At 59.2% G+C, this 14,416-nt stretch carries 10 protein-coding genes, 3 pseudogenes and 1 riboswitch; of the genes and pseudogenes, 6 read left to right on the forward strand and 7 right to left on the reverse strand.

What is annotated here, in order from left to right:
* Position 1 precedes the first annotated feature (1 nt).
* From thiS to E5W70_RS17570, 4 genes are all read right to left on the reverse strand, one after another.
* Positions 2 to 199, reverse strand: a complete 198-nt coding sequence (gene thiS, locus E5W70_RS17555) for a sulfur carrier protein ThiS (RefSeq protein WP_024504260.1) — start codon at positions 197 to 199, stop codon at positions 2 to 4.
* Positions 168 to 1,169: a glycine oxidase ThiO gene (gene thiO / locus E5W70_RS17560; protein ID WP_292660137.1), complete on the reverse strand. Its 1,002-nt coding sequence runs from the start codon at positions 1,167 to 1,169 to the stop codon at positions 168 to 170. Before thiO ends, thiS begins: the two co-directional genes overlap by 32 nt.
* Positions 1,166 to 3,001, reverse strand: coding sequence for a phosphomethylpyrimidine synthase ThiC (gene thiC / locus E5W70_RS17565; RefSeq protein ID WP_292660139.1), 1,836 nt, complete (start codon positions 2,999 to 3,001; stop codon positions 1,166 to 1,168). The genes thiO and thiC overlap by 4 nt, the downstream gene beginning before the upstream one ends.
* A gap of 103 nt (positions 3,002 to 3,104) precedes the next feature.
* A riboswitch (TPP riboswitch) is annotated at positions 3,105 to 3,221 on the reverse strand.
* A 316-nt stretch (positions 3,222 to 3,537) separates the two neighbouring features.
* Positions 3,538 to 3,801, reverse strand: coding sequence for a hypothetical protein (locus tag E5W70_RS17570; protein WP_082826710.1), 264 nt, complete (start codon positions 3,799 to 3,801; stop codon positions 3,538 to 3,540).
* A gap of 504 nt (positions 3,802 to 4,305) precedes the next feature.
* Between E5W70_RS17570 and E5W70_RS17575 the strand changes: the two genes are divergently transcribed.
* From E5W70_RS17575 to E5W70_RS17585, 3 genes are read left to right on the forward strand one after another with little or no spacing between them, the layout of a single operon-like run.
* Complete coding sequence (locus E5W70_RS17575; protein WP_292659199.1) at positions 4,306 to 5,643, forward strand: metallophosphoesterase; 1,338 nt, start codon at positions 4,306 to 4,308, stop codon at positions 5,641 to 5,643.
* 2 nt (positions 5,644 to 5,645) lie between these two features.
* Positions 5,646 to 7,712, forward strand: coding sequence for a hypothetical protein (locus tag E5W70_RS17580; protein ID WP_292660142.1), 2,067 nt, complete (start codon positions 5,646 to 5,648; stop codon positions 7,710 to 7,712).
* On the forward strand, positions 7,709 to 8,764 hold the full coding sequence (locus E5W70_RS17585) for a hypothetical protein (RefSeq protein ID WP_063169411.1): 1,056 nt from the start codon (positions 7,709 to 7,711) through the stop codon (positions 8,762 to 8,764). The genes E5W70_RS17580 and E5W70_RS17585 overlap by 4 nt, the downstream gene beginning before the upstream one ends.
* Before the next feature lie 609 nt (positions 8,765 to 9,373).
* On the opposite strand, the gene E5W70_RS17590 is transcribed toward E5W70_RS17585, so the two are convergent.
* Positions 9,374 to 10,432, reverse strand: a complete 1,059-nt coding sequence (locus E5W70_RS17590; protein ID WP_024504268.1) for a class I SAM-dependent methyltransferase — start codon at positions 10,430 to 10,432, stop codon at positions 9,374 to 9,376.
* Positions 10,433 to 10,489: 57 nt separating this feature from the next.
* Positions 10,490 to 10,686, reverse strand: a pseudogene (locus E5W70_RS17595) (insulinase family protein); the annotation flags it as partial.
* 1,087 nt (positions 10,687 to 11,773) lie between these two features.
* Between E5W70_RS17595 and E5W70_RS17600 the strand changes: the two are divergent.
* The 3 genes and pseudogenes from E5W70_RS17600 to E5W70_RS17610 form a co-directional block, all read left to right on the forward strand.
* A complete protein-coding gene (locus E5W70_RS17600; RefSeq protein ID WP_292660144.1) occupies positions 11,774 to 12,250 on the forward strand; it encodes an extracellular solute-binding protein in 477 nt (158 codons plus the stop codon).
* A 157-nt stretch (positions 12,251 to 12,407) separates the two neighbouring features.
* Positions 12,408 to 12,716 carry a helix-turn-helix domain-containing protein gene (locus tag E5W70_RS33140; RefSeq protein ID WP_236473435.1) on the forward strand — a complete coding sequence of 103 codons (309 nt, stop codon included), beginning with the start codon at positions 12,408 to 12,410 and terminating at the stop codon, positions 12,714 to 12,716.
* 1,201 nt (positions 12,717 to 13,917) lie between these two features.
* Positions 13,918 to 14,112: pseudogene (locus E5W70_RS17610) on the forward strand (DUF459 domain-containing protein); the annotation flags it as partial.
* A 69-nt stretch (positions 14,113 to 14,181) separates the two neighbouring features.
* Here E5W70_RS17610 and gltD read toward each other — a convergent pair.
* Positions 14,182 to 14,416, reverse strand: a pseudogene (gene gltD, locus E5W70_RS17615) (glutamate synthase); the annotation flags it as partial.

A 14,416-nucleotide genomic window follows, 5' to 3' on the forward strand; every position in this document is an offset into this window, starting at 1 on the left:
GCTAGCCGCCCTGCATGGGCGAGAGGATTTCGATCCGGTCGCCGTCGCTCAACTGGAACTCCGCGCGGTTGGCTTTGTGCACGAGGTCGCTGTTGACGGCGGTGGCGAGCCAATCGCCCTCATAGTCGAGCGCGGCAAGCAACTCGGCCAGCGTGGTGGCGGCAATCTCACGCGCCTCGCCGTTGACCATCAGTTTCATGAGCATGCTCCTTGGTTCTGTCTTGACTGAAAACCAGGTCGGCAGCCTGGCGCGCCATGGCGGGGGCGAGGAGAAAACCGTGACGATAAAGACCGTTGATCGCGATGATCTCACCGTCTGTTTCGACGCGTGGCAAATTGTCGGGAAATGCCGGACGGACACCCACACCGGTTTCAACGATCTCGGCCTCACCAAAGGCCGGATGGAGGGCATGGGCGGCGCCCAGCAGCTCCATCATGGAACGCGCCGTCACCGGTCCGGCGCTCTGGCTTTCAATCATCGTCGCTCCGATCATGAAACGGTGATCGGTGCGCGGCACGGCATAAAGCGGAAAGCGTGGATGAAGCAAACGGACCGGCCGCGAAAGCGAGACATCAGGCGTGCGAAGGATCAGCATTTCGCCGCGAACACCGCGCAGCCTGTCATCGGCCGCTGCCATTCCCATGCAGTCTATCTGACGGGCGAAACCCGAAACAGGCCGGGCGTCGCAGCCGAAGTGGAATTTGACACCCATGGTCGCAAGCTTGTCATGAAGTGCCGCCATCGCCGGGCGTGGGTCGAGGTGAGCCTCGTCGGGGAAGAGCAATCCACGCCGGAAGCGGCCGGCGAGGTCGGGTTCCAGTTGCGCAATTTCGTTTTCATCGACGCGCCGATGCCCTGACGTGCGACTGGCGAACCGGTCAAGCTCACCGGCATCACGCGGCGCGGCCACGACCAATGTCCCGGCCCGTGTCACCTGACCCGACAGCACCGCGTCCCACCAGTCGGCAGCGTCGCGTCCGAGATCCAGCACCGGCTGCTCCGCGCTTTCGCGCTCGCACCATGGCGCCAGCATGCCGCCGGCGAACCACGACGCGTTGCCGCCAAGGCCATGCCGCATCTCGGCGACTGTGACCGTCGCGCCGCGGGCGGCGAGTTCGAAAGCGACGGTGAGGCCGGCAACGCCGGCCCCTTTGACGAGCACCCTCATGATGGTTTGGGAGCCTCTGGCACGACCGGTACGCCAGTCTCGTCCGCCGGCATGTAGAGATCGCCGCCCTCCCGGTATTTTGCCGCCATTGCCGCCATGCCTTCCTTCTGGGCCTCGGCACGGATGTCGTGGGAAATGCGCATGGAGCAGAATTTCGGCCCGCACATCGAACAGAAATGTGCCAGCTTGTGCGCCTCCTTGGGCAAGGTCTGGTCGTGGAAGGACCGTGCGGTTTCGGGGTCGAGCGACAGGTTGAACTGGTCCTCCCAGCGGAACTCGAAGCGCGCGCGCGAAAGGGCATCATCCCTGGTTTTCGCTGCCGGATGGCCCTTCGCCAGATCGGCTGCATGGGCGGCTATCTTGTAGGTGATCACGCCAATCTTGACGTCGTTGCGGTCGGGAAGGCCGAGATGCTCTTTCGGCGTGACGTAGCAAAGCATTGCGGTGCCGAACCAGCCTATCATGGCGGCACCTATCCCTGAGGTGATGTGGTCATAGCCGGGCGCGATGTCGGTCGTCAGCGGCCCCAACGTGTAGAACGGCGCCTCACCGCACACTGCGAGCTGCTTGTCCATGTTCTGCTTGATCTTGTGCATGGGGACATGGCCCGGGCCTTCGATCATCACCTGGCAGTCCTTTGCCCAGGCAATCTTGGTGAGTTCTCCAAGTGTTTCCAGTTCGGCGAATTGCGCCGCGTCGTTCGCATCGGCGATTGAACCGGGACGAAGGCCGTCGCCGAGCGAGAAGGAGACGTCATAGGCTCTGGCGATGTCGCAGATCTCCTCGAAATGCTCGTAGAGGAAGCTCTCCCGGTGATGGTGCAGGCACCATTTGGCCATGATCGAGCCGCCGCGCGAGACGATGCCCGTGACCCGGTCGACGGTCAGCGGTATGTAGTGCAGCCGCACGCCGGCGTGGATGGTGAAATAGTCGACGCCTTGCTCGGCCTGCTCGATCAGCGTGTCGCGGTAGACCTCCCAGTTCAGATCCTCGGCGATGCCGTTGACCTTCTCCAGCGCCTGATAGAGCGGCACCGTACCGATCGGCACCGGCGCATTGCGCACGATCAAGTCGCGGATGTTGTGGATGTTGCGGCCGGTCGACAGGTCCATCACCGTGTCCGCGCCCCAGCGGATCGCCCAGACCATTTTTTCGACCTCTTCGGCCATCGATGATGTGACAGCCGAGTTGCCGATGTTGGCGTTGATCTTGACCAGAAAATTGCGACCGATGATCATCGGCTCGCTCTCGGGATGATTGATGTTGGCGGGAATGATTGCGCGTCCGCGCGCCACCTCGTCGCGCACGAATTCGGGTGTGACGAAATCTGGGGTCGCGGCGCCGAAGGCTTCGCCGTCGCGTTGCAGCTTGCCGCGCATCACCTCGCGGCCGAGATTCTCGCGGATGGCTACGAACTCCATTTCTGGCGTGATGATGCCGGCGCGCGCATAGGCAAGTTGGGTCACCGCCTTGCCCTGCTTGGCCTTGAGCGGCCGATTGCGTATCGGAAATTCCGGTGTCAGGCGCTCGCCGGTGGCGAATCCATTGTCTTCCGGCCGGACGTGGCGGCCGTCATAAGCTTCGACATCGCCACGCGCCGTGACCCATTCGTGGCGAAGCCGGGCAAGGCCTTTTTCGATGCTGGTTTCGACTGATGGATCGGTGTAGGGGCCGGACGGATCGTAGACGGTGACGGGCGGTTCGCCGGCCGTCGGATGGACGGAAATCTCGCGCATCGGCACCCTGATCTGCGGGTAGAGGACGCCGGGCTTGTGGATTTTCCGCGAGGCGGGCAGTGGTCCCGTCGACACGGCGGGGGTGAGGGCATTCATCGTGAGGCTCCTTTGCTCATGCATTGGAGACCCAGTTCTGTGCCGGAAGGATGAAAAGACGCTTCTGTAGACCTGCTGGAGCAGGACCTCGGGCGTAAACTCCCGCAAAGCGCTTGCACCGTCCCTACGCCAGTATGAACTGGATCAGGTTCAACGGGTCACTGCGCCGCGAAAGCCAGCAGTATCTCAGCCCCTTGCCGGGACTCCCCTGGTGAATGCCTCAGGTTGAACGGGCTGACGCTATCTTGTCAAGCGCATTCGGGCGCCTTCGGCCGGTGGCGACGACCGGCGGCCAGCCGGGCGGAGAGCTCGCGCATGCATCGGGGACAAGTCACGCCCCGTAGACCGGGGCTGAATGGCCAAAGCCTCATTCGCTTCGTGAAGGATGGAGAAACTGTATTGGCCATGTGCGCGTATCGACCAAGTAGCTCAGGCGGTCACGGATGTGGTTATTCTGGTCGAAGGTGACGAACGGCCTTGGGGTCACCTCCTTTAGGATTCAGAGGTTGGAAGACGGCTTCTCGCGATCTCGGCCATCAGGAAATACCTGTCTTCGGCTCAACCTCGACATGGCGTCCGATCGACCGCAGATATACAGCTATCTCGTTCATGAGATGATCGCGTTCGCCGTAGATTTCAGCAATCCTACGCAGCTGTGGCTCGACGGCCCTCCGTTGCGCTGGCGTGAAATCAGCATCGCCAAAGACGTATCCCAAGTTGCCAATCGCGCAAATTTTGCAGCCGGCGTCCACAACTGCTTGTACGAATGCCGGAATGTCTTTTTCTTGCATGGTCTTCATGTCGAACCTCTCGTGAATGGCGTGCTTGCGCCCCAATCTGCCTTTTCAGCGTGTCCTCTGGGCGGCGCAAGCCCTGAGCGTGATTGTGCACGGGCAACCTCGACTATCCCATCTGCCACGCTCTTTAGAATCGGTGGGGTCTGGTGATCGGAGGCTGGGCCACTCAAAAGCCTGCAAGAAGAAAGTCATGGCGACCATTGCTCAAGATCGCAAGGGTGCGTGCAAGACCTTCCGTTGGCAGTCATGCACGCTCGCTCAGAGATAGTCCGGCCGCGGAAAATCTCCCTTATTCGTGAGAAAGCTCATTGAGCAACTGGGCTGAGCAACTGGGCATTGAGCAACTGGGTCTCACGTCGCGGGTCTCGTGTGCTTCACAGCCGAAAAATAGCCGCCGTGGCAATTCTCGAAAAGTGCAGGCTACCTCGTTAAGGACACTGCGGATGATCGTTCGCGCTTGGCAAAAGCGAACGGATTAGTCTATGGCTCTCGGCAGGGGGGCGAGTTATGCGGCGGGTGCGAATCCTTCAAGTAGGCGATATTCACTATCCGGACTGGCATCCTTCCTCTAGCAACATCGATGCCAAGGATAGCAAGTTCGCTCCGAAAATAACGCAGAAGCTACGCGCGTCTTCGCTGCGTGCCGTCTTGACGAAACTTCGGCGGCTGACGACTTCGAAGCCCTTGGATTCGATCGCCTTCATGGGGGATTTCACGAGCCGTGGCGACAAGACTTTCATTGCTTCGGCATTCCAGCATTTCACGTTGCTCTGCCGCGCACAGGGACGCAGTTCAAAGGCGCTTCCGTTGATATTCGTACCGGGAAATCACGATGTGAACCGTGATGACGCGCGCGAACTTGGACCGACTGAGAAATTCAGCGAAATGGCGAGTTTAGCCGCCCGCTTGGGTTGGCAGACCGTTCCCGTGGACCAACCCGTGCACTTCAGACTTCCGACAGGATCCGCAGGCGCAAACTTCATCCTCGTCAACACAGCGATAGGCAGTTGGGAGCTTCAGAACCTTCCCGCGTTCCTTCGTGATCGTCTCGAGGCACTCAGTCCTTCTACAGAACCTGTAGATCTCGGCTCGCCGGACATCTCGGGACATTCGCCCGCGACACCTCCCAGCGATCCAGATAAGGAGGCGTCGGACGACGAGTATTACGGTCAGATGGACACGCCATACATCTCGCGTGAGATGCTTGCAGGCCTACAGGAATTGCTCCAGCAGCCCGACATGCGTTACGGCATCATGATCGGCCATCACAATCTGCTGCCACAAAAGACTCCGCGCATTACGCCATACGCGGAGATGCTCAACAGCGGATTTGTCAGAACTCAGCTGCTGCAGGGTAACAAGCCTATCGTCTACCTGCATGGACACATACATGCTGATCCGGTCGAGATCGTCAACGATCCAAGGTTTCCGGACGGCAAATTGATCTGCATCTCAGCACCAGAGATACAGTCAGGTTTCAATGAGCTCGTCTTCTTCACGACCGATCAGGGAGAGCTCGTCGGCATCCGACTTATACCCTACCGCACCAATGTCGCCGACGGGACGGTCATGGAAGGCGAACATTGCTTTATTTCGACCATGTCCAACGGCAAGGCCTTTCTGAACAACGACACGTTTGACCTGCTGCGCCGACTGCGCGACCATGCCACCAGGCGCGGGAATGGGTTACTCTTCTGGGACGAGATCACTGAGATTGCCGCCTCCGCCGAGCTAGGGCTAGATCTGGAAGACTCTCTTCTGATGCTCCAAGCGGCGCGCTTCGTCGAGATAGACGGCCTCACCAAGGCAAACTCGGCTTGGCGCATTAAGGTAAGGGACGAATAGCGATGGAGAATCCGTTCGGCCCCAACAGGATCGAGTACGAAAGCCGCCCGATACTGTGGTTCAGTCAGAAGTCGGCCTTGATTTCTGCCGCCGCCAAGCCGGTCTTCGTCGCAGGGACGAGAGGCAGCGGCAAGACCAGCATTCTTCGCTCGCTTTCCACAGTCCACATCCTTGAAGACAAAAGTCTCGCGGACCAAGTCGGCAAGCTCGGCTGGTATGGCGTCTTCTTCCAGCTCAATGAGACATTCTCGCCCCTAATCGACAACGCGGTTCTGAACCTCATTCCGGAGCGGATACGCTTCGACACGGCCGCCGTGATCCCGCGGCAATTCGTAATCTTCTCTCACTATCTGGAGCTGAAGATAGTCGAACGCCTGCTCGAGAGCATCGGCCAGCTCAGACGCGACGGCCACTTGAAATACCGGGCCTCCGAAGATAGGGACGTCGCCCTGGCACTGCATCGCGAAGTGCTGCACTTCATACCCCAACCTGCCCGTCTCGACTTTTTCAGCATCGATGAGCTGCGGGGTGGGATAACCCGGTACGTCGACGAATGCTTCAACGCGTTCTTCTTTGCCGCCGATGCCGGAGCGACCGGCTTCAGAGCGACAGACCCTGGCGCGATCATTAACAAGGTCGCGACCGCGATCACTCCACTTTTAAATGGCCCATCTTTCGCCGGTGACAGGGCGCCCTTCTTCAAGATACTGATTGACGACTGTGAAGCACTGACACCGCTCCAACAGCAGTTCCTGAACACCTTGGTGAGAAAGACGCGCGGCAACGTGAAATGGGTCCTCGCCTACATCGGCGGCCTCTACGACACGATCCGGACGATCATACCCGGCCAGTCCCTCTCGAATGCTGACCGGGACGTCGAGAATCTTGATTCAGTCGATCCGAGGGAGTTCGCCACGCTGTGCGAGAACGTGTCGTCGCTTCGGCTGTACTATGCGCTTCCTGACCATCTGCGGAGTGATCTCGAGCGCAACGATGCGCTCAGCGCGTTTTCGCTCAAAAACCGGCTGGGGCGGCTTTCCGTCAATGACATCATCGAGCGGGTTATCATATCGGGTCATTCCGAGGGCAGAGAAGAGCTTGTGGCACTTGCTGATGCAGCACGTGAATTCCTCTCCGTGAATTTGAGGACGGCGGATCAGCAGCAATTCCTTCTTGATCGAAAAGCGCGCCCTTATGCCGAAGGGCTGGCGCTCGCGCTCATGAACCCGGAAATCAAGCGCCGGCCCATGAGCAAGGCGGATGCTTCAAATCTGAAGAGGTCGATCGCCCGGAAACAGGGATGGGCTTTTCTGAAAGCGTGCCAGATGCTGCGTCTGCATGACTACCCGTACGTAGGGCACCAGATCATCACATCATTGAGCGACGTCTGTATACGCGATTTCCTTGATATAATGGGAGAGATCTTCCGCCGCAGTGTTCCGAGTTCCAGTGATCCACGAAAACTGGTGGAATTCATCAACTCGGATTTACAGATTCATCTCGAACAGCAGAGACAGGCTGTGAACGCCGCCTCTCAACGGAAGCTTGATGGACTTCAGGCGCTTTCACATCCGTACGAAGAAGAGAGCGTGCGCATGGTGCGGGCGTTGGGTTACCTGACCGCTCGCCTCCAGACAGAGTTTGCCGAAGAAAAAGCTCTAGGAACGACAGAGAGAGGCATTTTCAGGGTTGATCTAAAGGAAATGCGCTCGCTGGTGAACCGACTGGAGCAACCCAGCGGAAAACTGGACGAGGTCCTGCGTCGGGCGGAAAGGGATGGGTTTATCCGGGAGGTCTCCGCCGCCGGCAACTTTGAGGTGGACCGCGCCGACCCCGCATCGAAGGAGATGATGATCAGATTGCATCGGCGATTTGCACCTTACTTCGGGTTCTCCTATCGCGGCCCGTACGAAATCAACACAATCCCTGCGGCGCGGATGGTCGACCTGCTTTTTACCAGGCATCGGCTCCCAGAAGACTGGGCCGACTCGGTGTTTAAGGAGCTCGTCGCGCGGCCCGCACTCAAGACCGAATTCCAGCACTCGCTTTTCGAGAGCGATCTCGAATGACCGCTTCAACTGTCGAGTATCGAGTCTTCGGCCATCTGGCCGTCACCGAGAAGGCGAGAGATGCAGGTACCTGCGAAACGATGGAGGCAGATATCGCGATCGTCGCGCTTGGATGGGAAACGCGTTTCGCCGCGTTCGAAAACCATCTTGACCTGAAGGTCGGCAAGATCGTGGTTCTGGACTTTGCTCTGAAGGAAGCGAACGTCCCAGCCGTCGAAGAAAACCGGCGAAAGCTCATCGCTATGGGTACCCGATGGGGCGTCGAAGTGACTGTGATCACCCTCGAGCCTTCCATCGAGTATCAGAAGAACATCAATCTCCTCGATCACCTGCTCACTCAGATGGCCGCTTCATGTGGCTCATACGAAGGAAGCCTGCGGAAGGTTTTCGTCGAGTGCTCGACGATGCCGCGAATCTACATCCAATGGCTGATTGCGGTGGCATTCAAGAAAATGTCGATTCAGTCTCTCGAATTCGGGTACGCCGAAGGTATCTACGGGAACGCGATCGGCAAAGAGGATTTTTCCAGCGGCTTGGACCGATACGTCACCGTCCCTCATCTTCAAGGCAGCGGAGGAATGGGCGAAGAGAAAGTCCTGCTCGTGGGGATCGGAGGAGATGCCGACGTATTCTACGGATTGATCGATATCGTCAGTCCGGAACGGATCTCGCTCCTCGTCCCAAGAAGCGACAAGAATGCGCATATCGATGCTTTGCTCGATCAACAGGTGGCCAAGGTACGTGAAACCCACCGGCTCGAAGATGGCGAAGTTCGCGACATCCAGGCTTTCGGGCTGATGGCCCACCTCGATGCTTTCGAGACGTATCTCGACGGGTTCGGCTCGCGTGCGGTGGTGAACGTTTTTGTCAGCGGCCCGAAGGTTCAGGCCATCGCTGCTGCCGTGCTCGCCTGCTCCGACAGCCGCGTCCATCTCAAGGCACGAATTCCCACCTCCTATGCCCATCGTGAAGTCTCAGCGAATGGGCGGTATCATATCTATAGGCTGATTGACCTGACATCCCCTGCCTGCAGCCTTCCCGGGACGTTCTGACACTATCTTGCATTCGAGTAGCATCATGGTCCCAGTAGCCGTTCCGCCAAGCCTTCAGCGCATGTTCGTGTCGCCCGATCCGGTCGATGGGGGACTAATTCCCACTTGGAAGCTGCTCTACATCAGATCAGGGGGGAATGCAGACTGGCAGAATTCCGTCTAATTAGCGACTAGTAAAACATATACTCGGGCGAGACTGTTCAGCATAGAAATAGTGAGCACTCTCCAATATGTTAGGCTCTGTCGCAGCAGCGCAACAAGCTCAGTCTTTGGATGGGTGGTATGAGGATGAGACGACTGAATGTGTACAGGCTCAGTCTTTTTATCGAGGCTCTCGTTTTTGTCGTAAGCGCGTTCGGTGCGACGTGGCTTACCAGCTTTGTGAACGCGCCATGGTGGGCATATGTGATTATAGCGGCCATCGCTATGGGCATGTTCGTAGCCGTGCGTCGGGCCCTTTCTGAGCCGCAACGTATGGGACTCTTGGCACACAACTCGGCAGCGACCTCTGCGTGAACCCAGACGCCTTGAAAATGTGCCCGACGCGTCCGGATTTTTGGCGGTGATCTTCATCAATGCGATGAGCTGCAATTTCTGGCGACGGCCACGCTAAGGGCGGGCCTCCAGCACCATGTTGAACGGTGTCTCCGCGGCGCGACGCAATCGCTTGAAGCCGCCGCCGGTCACAACCTTGCGCAGCCTCGCCTCACCGGCCTGGGCTCCAAGCGCGAGCCCGACTTCCTGCGACACGGATGCGGGCGTGCACACGAAAGTGGAAGCGGCATAGTAAACGCGGCCGACGGGATTGAGGTTCGCCGCCAGATGATCATGCGCGAACGGCTCGACGATCATCCACGTGCCGTCCGGCTTGAGCGATCCGTGGACATGGGTGGCGGCGCCCGTCGGGTCGCCCATGTCGTGAAGGCAATCGAAGAATGTGACGAGGTCATAGGTTCCGGGATAGCTCTTGGCGGCCGCCACGTCGAACCGCGTGTTAACGCCGACGCCGGCTACCTCGGCCGCCTTGCGGGCGCGCTCAATCGAAGGGGCATGATAGTCGAAGCCGACGAAGCGCGAATTGGGGAAGGCCTGTGCCATGAGCACGGTCGATGCACCATGACCGCATCCAACATCCGCGACGTCCACGCCGCGTTCGAGCTTCTCGACGACGCCCTCCAAGGCCGGCAGCCAGGAGTCGATCAGATTGGCATTGTAGCCTGGACGGAAGAACCGTTCCGTACCGCGAAACAGACACGCGCTATGATCGTGCCACCCGACGCCCTTGCCGGACTGGAATGCCTGCCTCACCTTTTCTTCATCGAGCCACAGCGCGGACAGGAACTCGAATGCGCCTGCCATGAAGGCCGGGCTGTCTTCATCAGCGAACACCAGCTCTTGCTCGGCGTTGAGATAGAATTTGTCGCTCGCTTCATCGTAGTCGACGTAACCCGCCGCCGCCTGCCCGGAAAGCCATTCCCTTACGAGGCGTTCCTGGGTGCCGGTGCGTGTCGAAAGTTCGGCGGCCGTCATCTTGCCGCCTTCGCGCAATGCCTTGAACAGGCCGAGTCTGTCCCCCAGCAGGACTCCCGCGCCCGTTGCGATCGCACCGAGATCGCCGACCATTTTCCCCAAGAATGCGTCCAACTTTTCCTGATTCGCTTCAGACATCTGAATCTCCCTTTGGGTTCAATCTCTCCAGGCGACGGAGCCGTGCTCGTCATGAGGCGCCTTGAGCATCAGATGCTCGAAGACATGCAGATATCCCCGGCGGCTCATCCGCGCTGCCGATCCTGCACCAGACCATATGGGTGACGACCGGCGCGGTGGTCGGGAATGACAGCCACCTCCATGCCGTTGAAAAGCAGGAAATCCGTCACTTTGCCCTCGTCGGTAACCGGCGGAGCCGGAGTGGTCGTCACCAGGGCAAGCCCTGTTGCAGCAGGTATCCTTGGGCAGCCTGTCAGAACATCGATGACTCCGGTTGTGGTGCCGGGGTGGGCGATCAGGGGCCAAGTGATTGTTCCGCGGCGGCTGTATGTTGTGGTAAGGTGATCATGCGAACTCTTGTTGGTCGGTCACGTGTTTTGCGGATGACCCGCATGTACTGTGCCAAATGAGAAAACCATTCAAACGCAATCCAGTAGATCTGACTGTATCCGACATTGTCGGAATTTGGACATCGCCGAACGCGAAGCGCTCGGGGCTTGTGACGATACTTGAGCGTGCTGCTTCGGAGGAGGGATGAGCCTCGAACCGGCCGCGAGGCCTTTTTCTGGCAACGGATATTCCGGCCGGGTTAGGCCGCGAGGAAAGCGACGGTGAATAAGAGGTAGAGGACCAAACGTTTTGAGCGGGTAGTTGCCGTGTTGCGCCCCCAGGCAAAGGCCAGCACCACGGAGCAGTATTTCTGGTGGCGATACTACAACGCCTTTTAGTGCCGGTTACCCGTTTTTACCCAGTTGGCCTGGTGCATTCAGAGCGAGCTCGTTGGAAACCGCTTATTGTGGCTATGAGCGAACTCGGGATGGAGGAGTGGACCCAAAAATTGGCAAAATGCCCCAGGGAGGATTACATGGGTCGCTCATTCCCCGTACTCGTTACAGGTGCGCGTCGCTTCGCAAACAGCTTGCTTTTGACTTGGCGTTTTTTGCCGTCTCGGCATCGCTCACTAATTCGGCCGCTGCCGACACCGTGAACTGGCGTCAATTCGAAGGGACCAGCATAACTTGGGCCTACGACATCCACCCCTATGCGGATGCTCTCGCTGCGCAATTTCCGGAGTTCGAGAAGCTGACCCGGCATCAAGGTCACGCCGGAACTCTACCCAGACGATTCTTACTGGAACAAGATGACGATCCAACTGACGACGAAGTCGCCAGCATGGGATGTGTTCGGCACTGGCATTCAGCCCGCGTAGGACCTCGCTCCGAGTGGCGCCCTGGAGCCGCTGGACAAATACCTGAGCGATCGGAAGCTTACCGATGCTGGATACGACTACATTACGTGGACATGATCAAGAAGTGCGCGGCTCCTTCCTTCGCCAATGATAACTGGTACCAGGTCGTGGACGGCATCTCGTCCGGCCGCAGCGCGATGACGATCGACTCAAATATGTTCGGCTTCTGGAACGATGTTGCGGGGAAGCCGGCATCCGGCAAGATCGCCTTCGCTCCGCCGCTGCACGCACCGAGCGCCACGAGCTTGGATTCTGACATCTGGATCTGGGCTCTCGCCATGAACGCGGCTTCCGAAAAGAAGGGCACGGCCTGGCTGTTCATCCCGTGGGCCACCTCCAAGCAGGTGGCGCTCAAGGGTGCCCTTGCTGGCCAGCTCGTCAATCCGCCGCGCACGTCGACCTGGCAGACGACACCTGGACTAAGTACGCTTCGCAGCCCGAGTTCAACAACTTCGTTGACAGCTTCAAAAAGATACAGGACCAAGCCGCGCTGGCTTTCACACCGCGTGTCGGCTTCGGCGAAGCCATGAACGCATGGGCCGTGGCGATGCAGAAGATGGTAAACGGCGATGACGTCGAGACGACGTTGAGGGCGCTTGCCGAAGAAATCCGCACTGGCCTCTGATCAAAAGGAACAGGGCAGTACTATTGCACTGCCCTGTTCCCGCCAACGGCGGAGATCACGCCGTGTCACCCCAAGCACTTAAACCCAGCGTGCCGATGGCAGCCGAAGGACCTGGCGCGCGCGCCTCGTCCGGTTCGGCTTCGCTGGAGGGGCGTTCCATCGACTGTTTCAGCCTTGCAATCATCCAGGCGCTGGCCAAAAGCCAGATGGAGCGCCGGCTCAGGAACCGGCGCAAAAACTCGAGCCTGCCGGCGCTGATCGAGCTGGTGCTGGCGCGGCCGCTGGTGTCGGCAGGTCTGGTCGCGGCCGAGCTGAAAATTAGCCAGCGCGCTGCGCTCGGGCTGGTGCCGAACTCGGCATCCGTGAGGTGACCGGCAGGGGGCGCTACCGGGCGTGGGACCCCGTTTAGCTGCGGCGGGCTTTGGCGAAAGCGACAGCACTGATGATTTTTGCTGTACGCTCATTCTCCCTCATCTGCGCGTTGACAGAAAACCAGCAGGCGAGGGTCACAGCACGCTGTGCTCCCCGCGATTTCCGGAAAACCAATGAAAAACGACTTTGATCGATCGCGCGGGACGTATCATTCAACCATGTCGAGAACGGGCGTGACGGCACGTACACTATGGACCGAGAGAACTTTGTCTGGCGACTTTGCGCACGCTTGCAGAACTCTTCGGAAAACTTCCTTCTGTTGATCCAATGATCGTAATGAGCTGGAGTGGCATCGCCGCTCTCCTCGGTTCTTGCTCTCTCAGTTGAACTTGATGCTAGCCTGCACGAAAACGCCGTAGCGCTTTGCCTTCCAATCGTCGGCCTGCGGGGAACCACGACCGCCCATTGCCTCTTCGAAATGAGCGGTGCCGTTATTCGCCACGGCCGCAACACCGCCTCGAGCTGGACGCCATGCCCATCGCCGTCTTCGGGAATTAGCTTGATCTTGGGCGCATGTGGTGCTGATCTTTGCCGTCGAGCCGCGTGAAGAGGAACGCCACGTCACCAGAAAGGCTGAGTCGCTCGGTGAGTTGCGTCTGCCCGGCCAAGCCGAGTCGCAGCGAATGCCAATCGTTGTCCTGGCTGAGAGGTTGACGTAGGTGGGACGGTTGGCACACAGGTTCCCCAGTTGGTCGCCTGCTGCGTGCAACCGAAAGCATCGTAGCTCTCGTGCCAGAAATTGTTGCCAACAAAAGCACCGATGCGGTAGCGCGGTGAGTTCAAGAAATTATATCCAAGATCGGCGGTGAAATAGCTGACGCCGCCCCCGCGCTGATCACTGAATGTGTTTGAGTAGCCCCCCATTTCCGTAAGAAGTCCTCGTCATGAGAAAATCCTCCCTGATGCCGCCCGCACCGAGGAGGCCTTTACGAAAATGCCAGTCGGATTGTGGATCGCGTTGAAGAAGACTTCACTCGAATGCGCGTCTAGATCGTCATAGGTGAGCCGCGAGACCAGTGACGTACCTTTATGATTGTAAAGTTCCTTCGATGCTTTGCCGGTACTGGCCAGTAACGTAGTCCACCCTCGAAGGAAAAGACTGAGGCCGCCGACCCGGCTACCGACGCCGACTCGCAATCACCGGCACTCGACGGCGGTTCGGAACTTCTCGGTGCCGCAGCGCCGGCCAAGCCGGACGGGCCCGGTGAAAAATTCGTCGTCGAGGGCAAGGCGCCCGCTGCTGCGCCCGGCCGCGCCGACGATTTTTCTTGGCCGCCAAGGCGGCAGCCTGCGGCCGGGGCCACAACCGAAACGACCACGGCGATCAGTCCGTAAGCTGCCCGGGGCAGCGGAAGGGCGGAAAGCGCCTTCAGGTGGCCGCACAAGTAGGGTCTCGAGACGGACTCAGCGCGGCAGCACGCTCGATCCCATCAGCGCCTCATCGATGGCGCGCGCCGCCTGGCGGCCCTCGCGGATCGCCCAGACGACCAGCGACTGGCCGCGCCGCACGTCGCCCGCCGCATAGAGCTTTTCGACGCTGGTCCTGTAGTCCCGGTCATTGGCCTCGACATTCTTCGAGCGGCGGCTGTCAATGGCGATCTTCATCTGGCCGGCCAGTTCCGACACCGGCCCGCGAGCG

Origin of the sequence: Mesorhizobium sp. (assembly GCF_005063415.1) — a bacterium.
GTDB lineage: Bacteria > Pseudomonadota > Alphaproteobacteria > Rhizobiales > Rhizobiaceae > Mesorhizobium.

Bases quoted from the DNA above. Each gene is read 5' to 3' on its own strand.
- thiS (WP_024504260.1), bottom strand. From the start codon at position 199: ATGAAACTGATGGTCAACGGCGAGGCGCGTGAGATTGCCGCCACCACG.
- thiO (WP_292660137.1), bottom strand. From the start codon at position 1,169: ATGAGGGTGCTCGTCAAAGGGGCCGGCGTTGCCGGCCTCACCGTCGCT.
- thiC (WP_292660139.1), bottom strand. From the start codon at position 3,001: ATGAATGCCCTCACCCCCGCCGTGTCGACGGGACCACTGCCCGCCTCG.
- E5W70_RS17570 (WP_082826710.1), bottom strand. From the start codon at position 3,801: ATGAAGACCATGCAAGAAAAAGACATTCCGGCATTCGTACAAGCAGTT.
- E5W70_RS17575 (WP_292659199.1), top strand. From the start codon at position 4,306: ATGCGGCGGGTGCGAATCCTTCAAGTAGGCGATATTCACTATCCGGAC.
- E5W70_RS17580 (WP_292660142.1), top strand. From the start codon at position 5,646: ATGGAGAATCCGTTCGGCCCCAACAGGATCGAGTACGAAAGCCGCCCG.
- E5W70_RS17585 (WP_063169411.1), top strand. From the start codon at position 7,709: ATGACCGCTTCAACTGTCGAGTATCGAGTCTTCGGCCATCTGGCCGTC.
- E5W70_RS17590 (WP_024504268.1), bottom strand. From the start codon at position 10,432: ATGTCTGAAGCGAATCAGGAAAAGTTGGACGCATTCTTGGGGAAAATG.
- E5W70_RS17600 (WP_292660144.1), top strand. From the start codon at position 11,774: ATGATCAAGAAGTGCGCGGCTCCTTCCTTCGCCAATGATAACTGGTAC.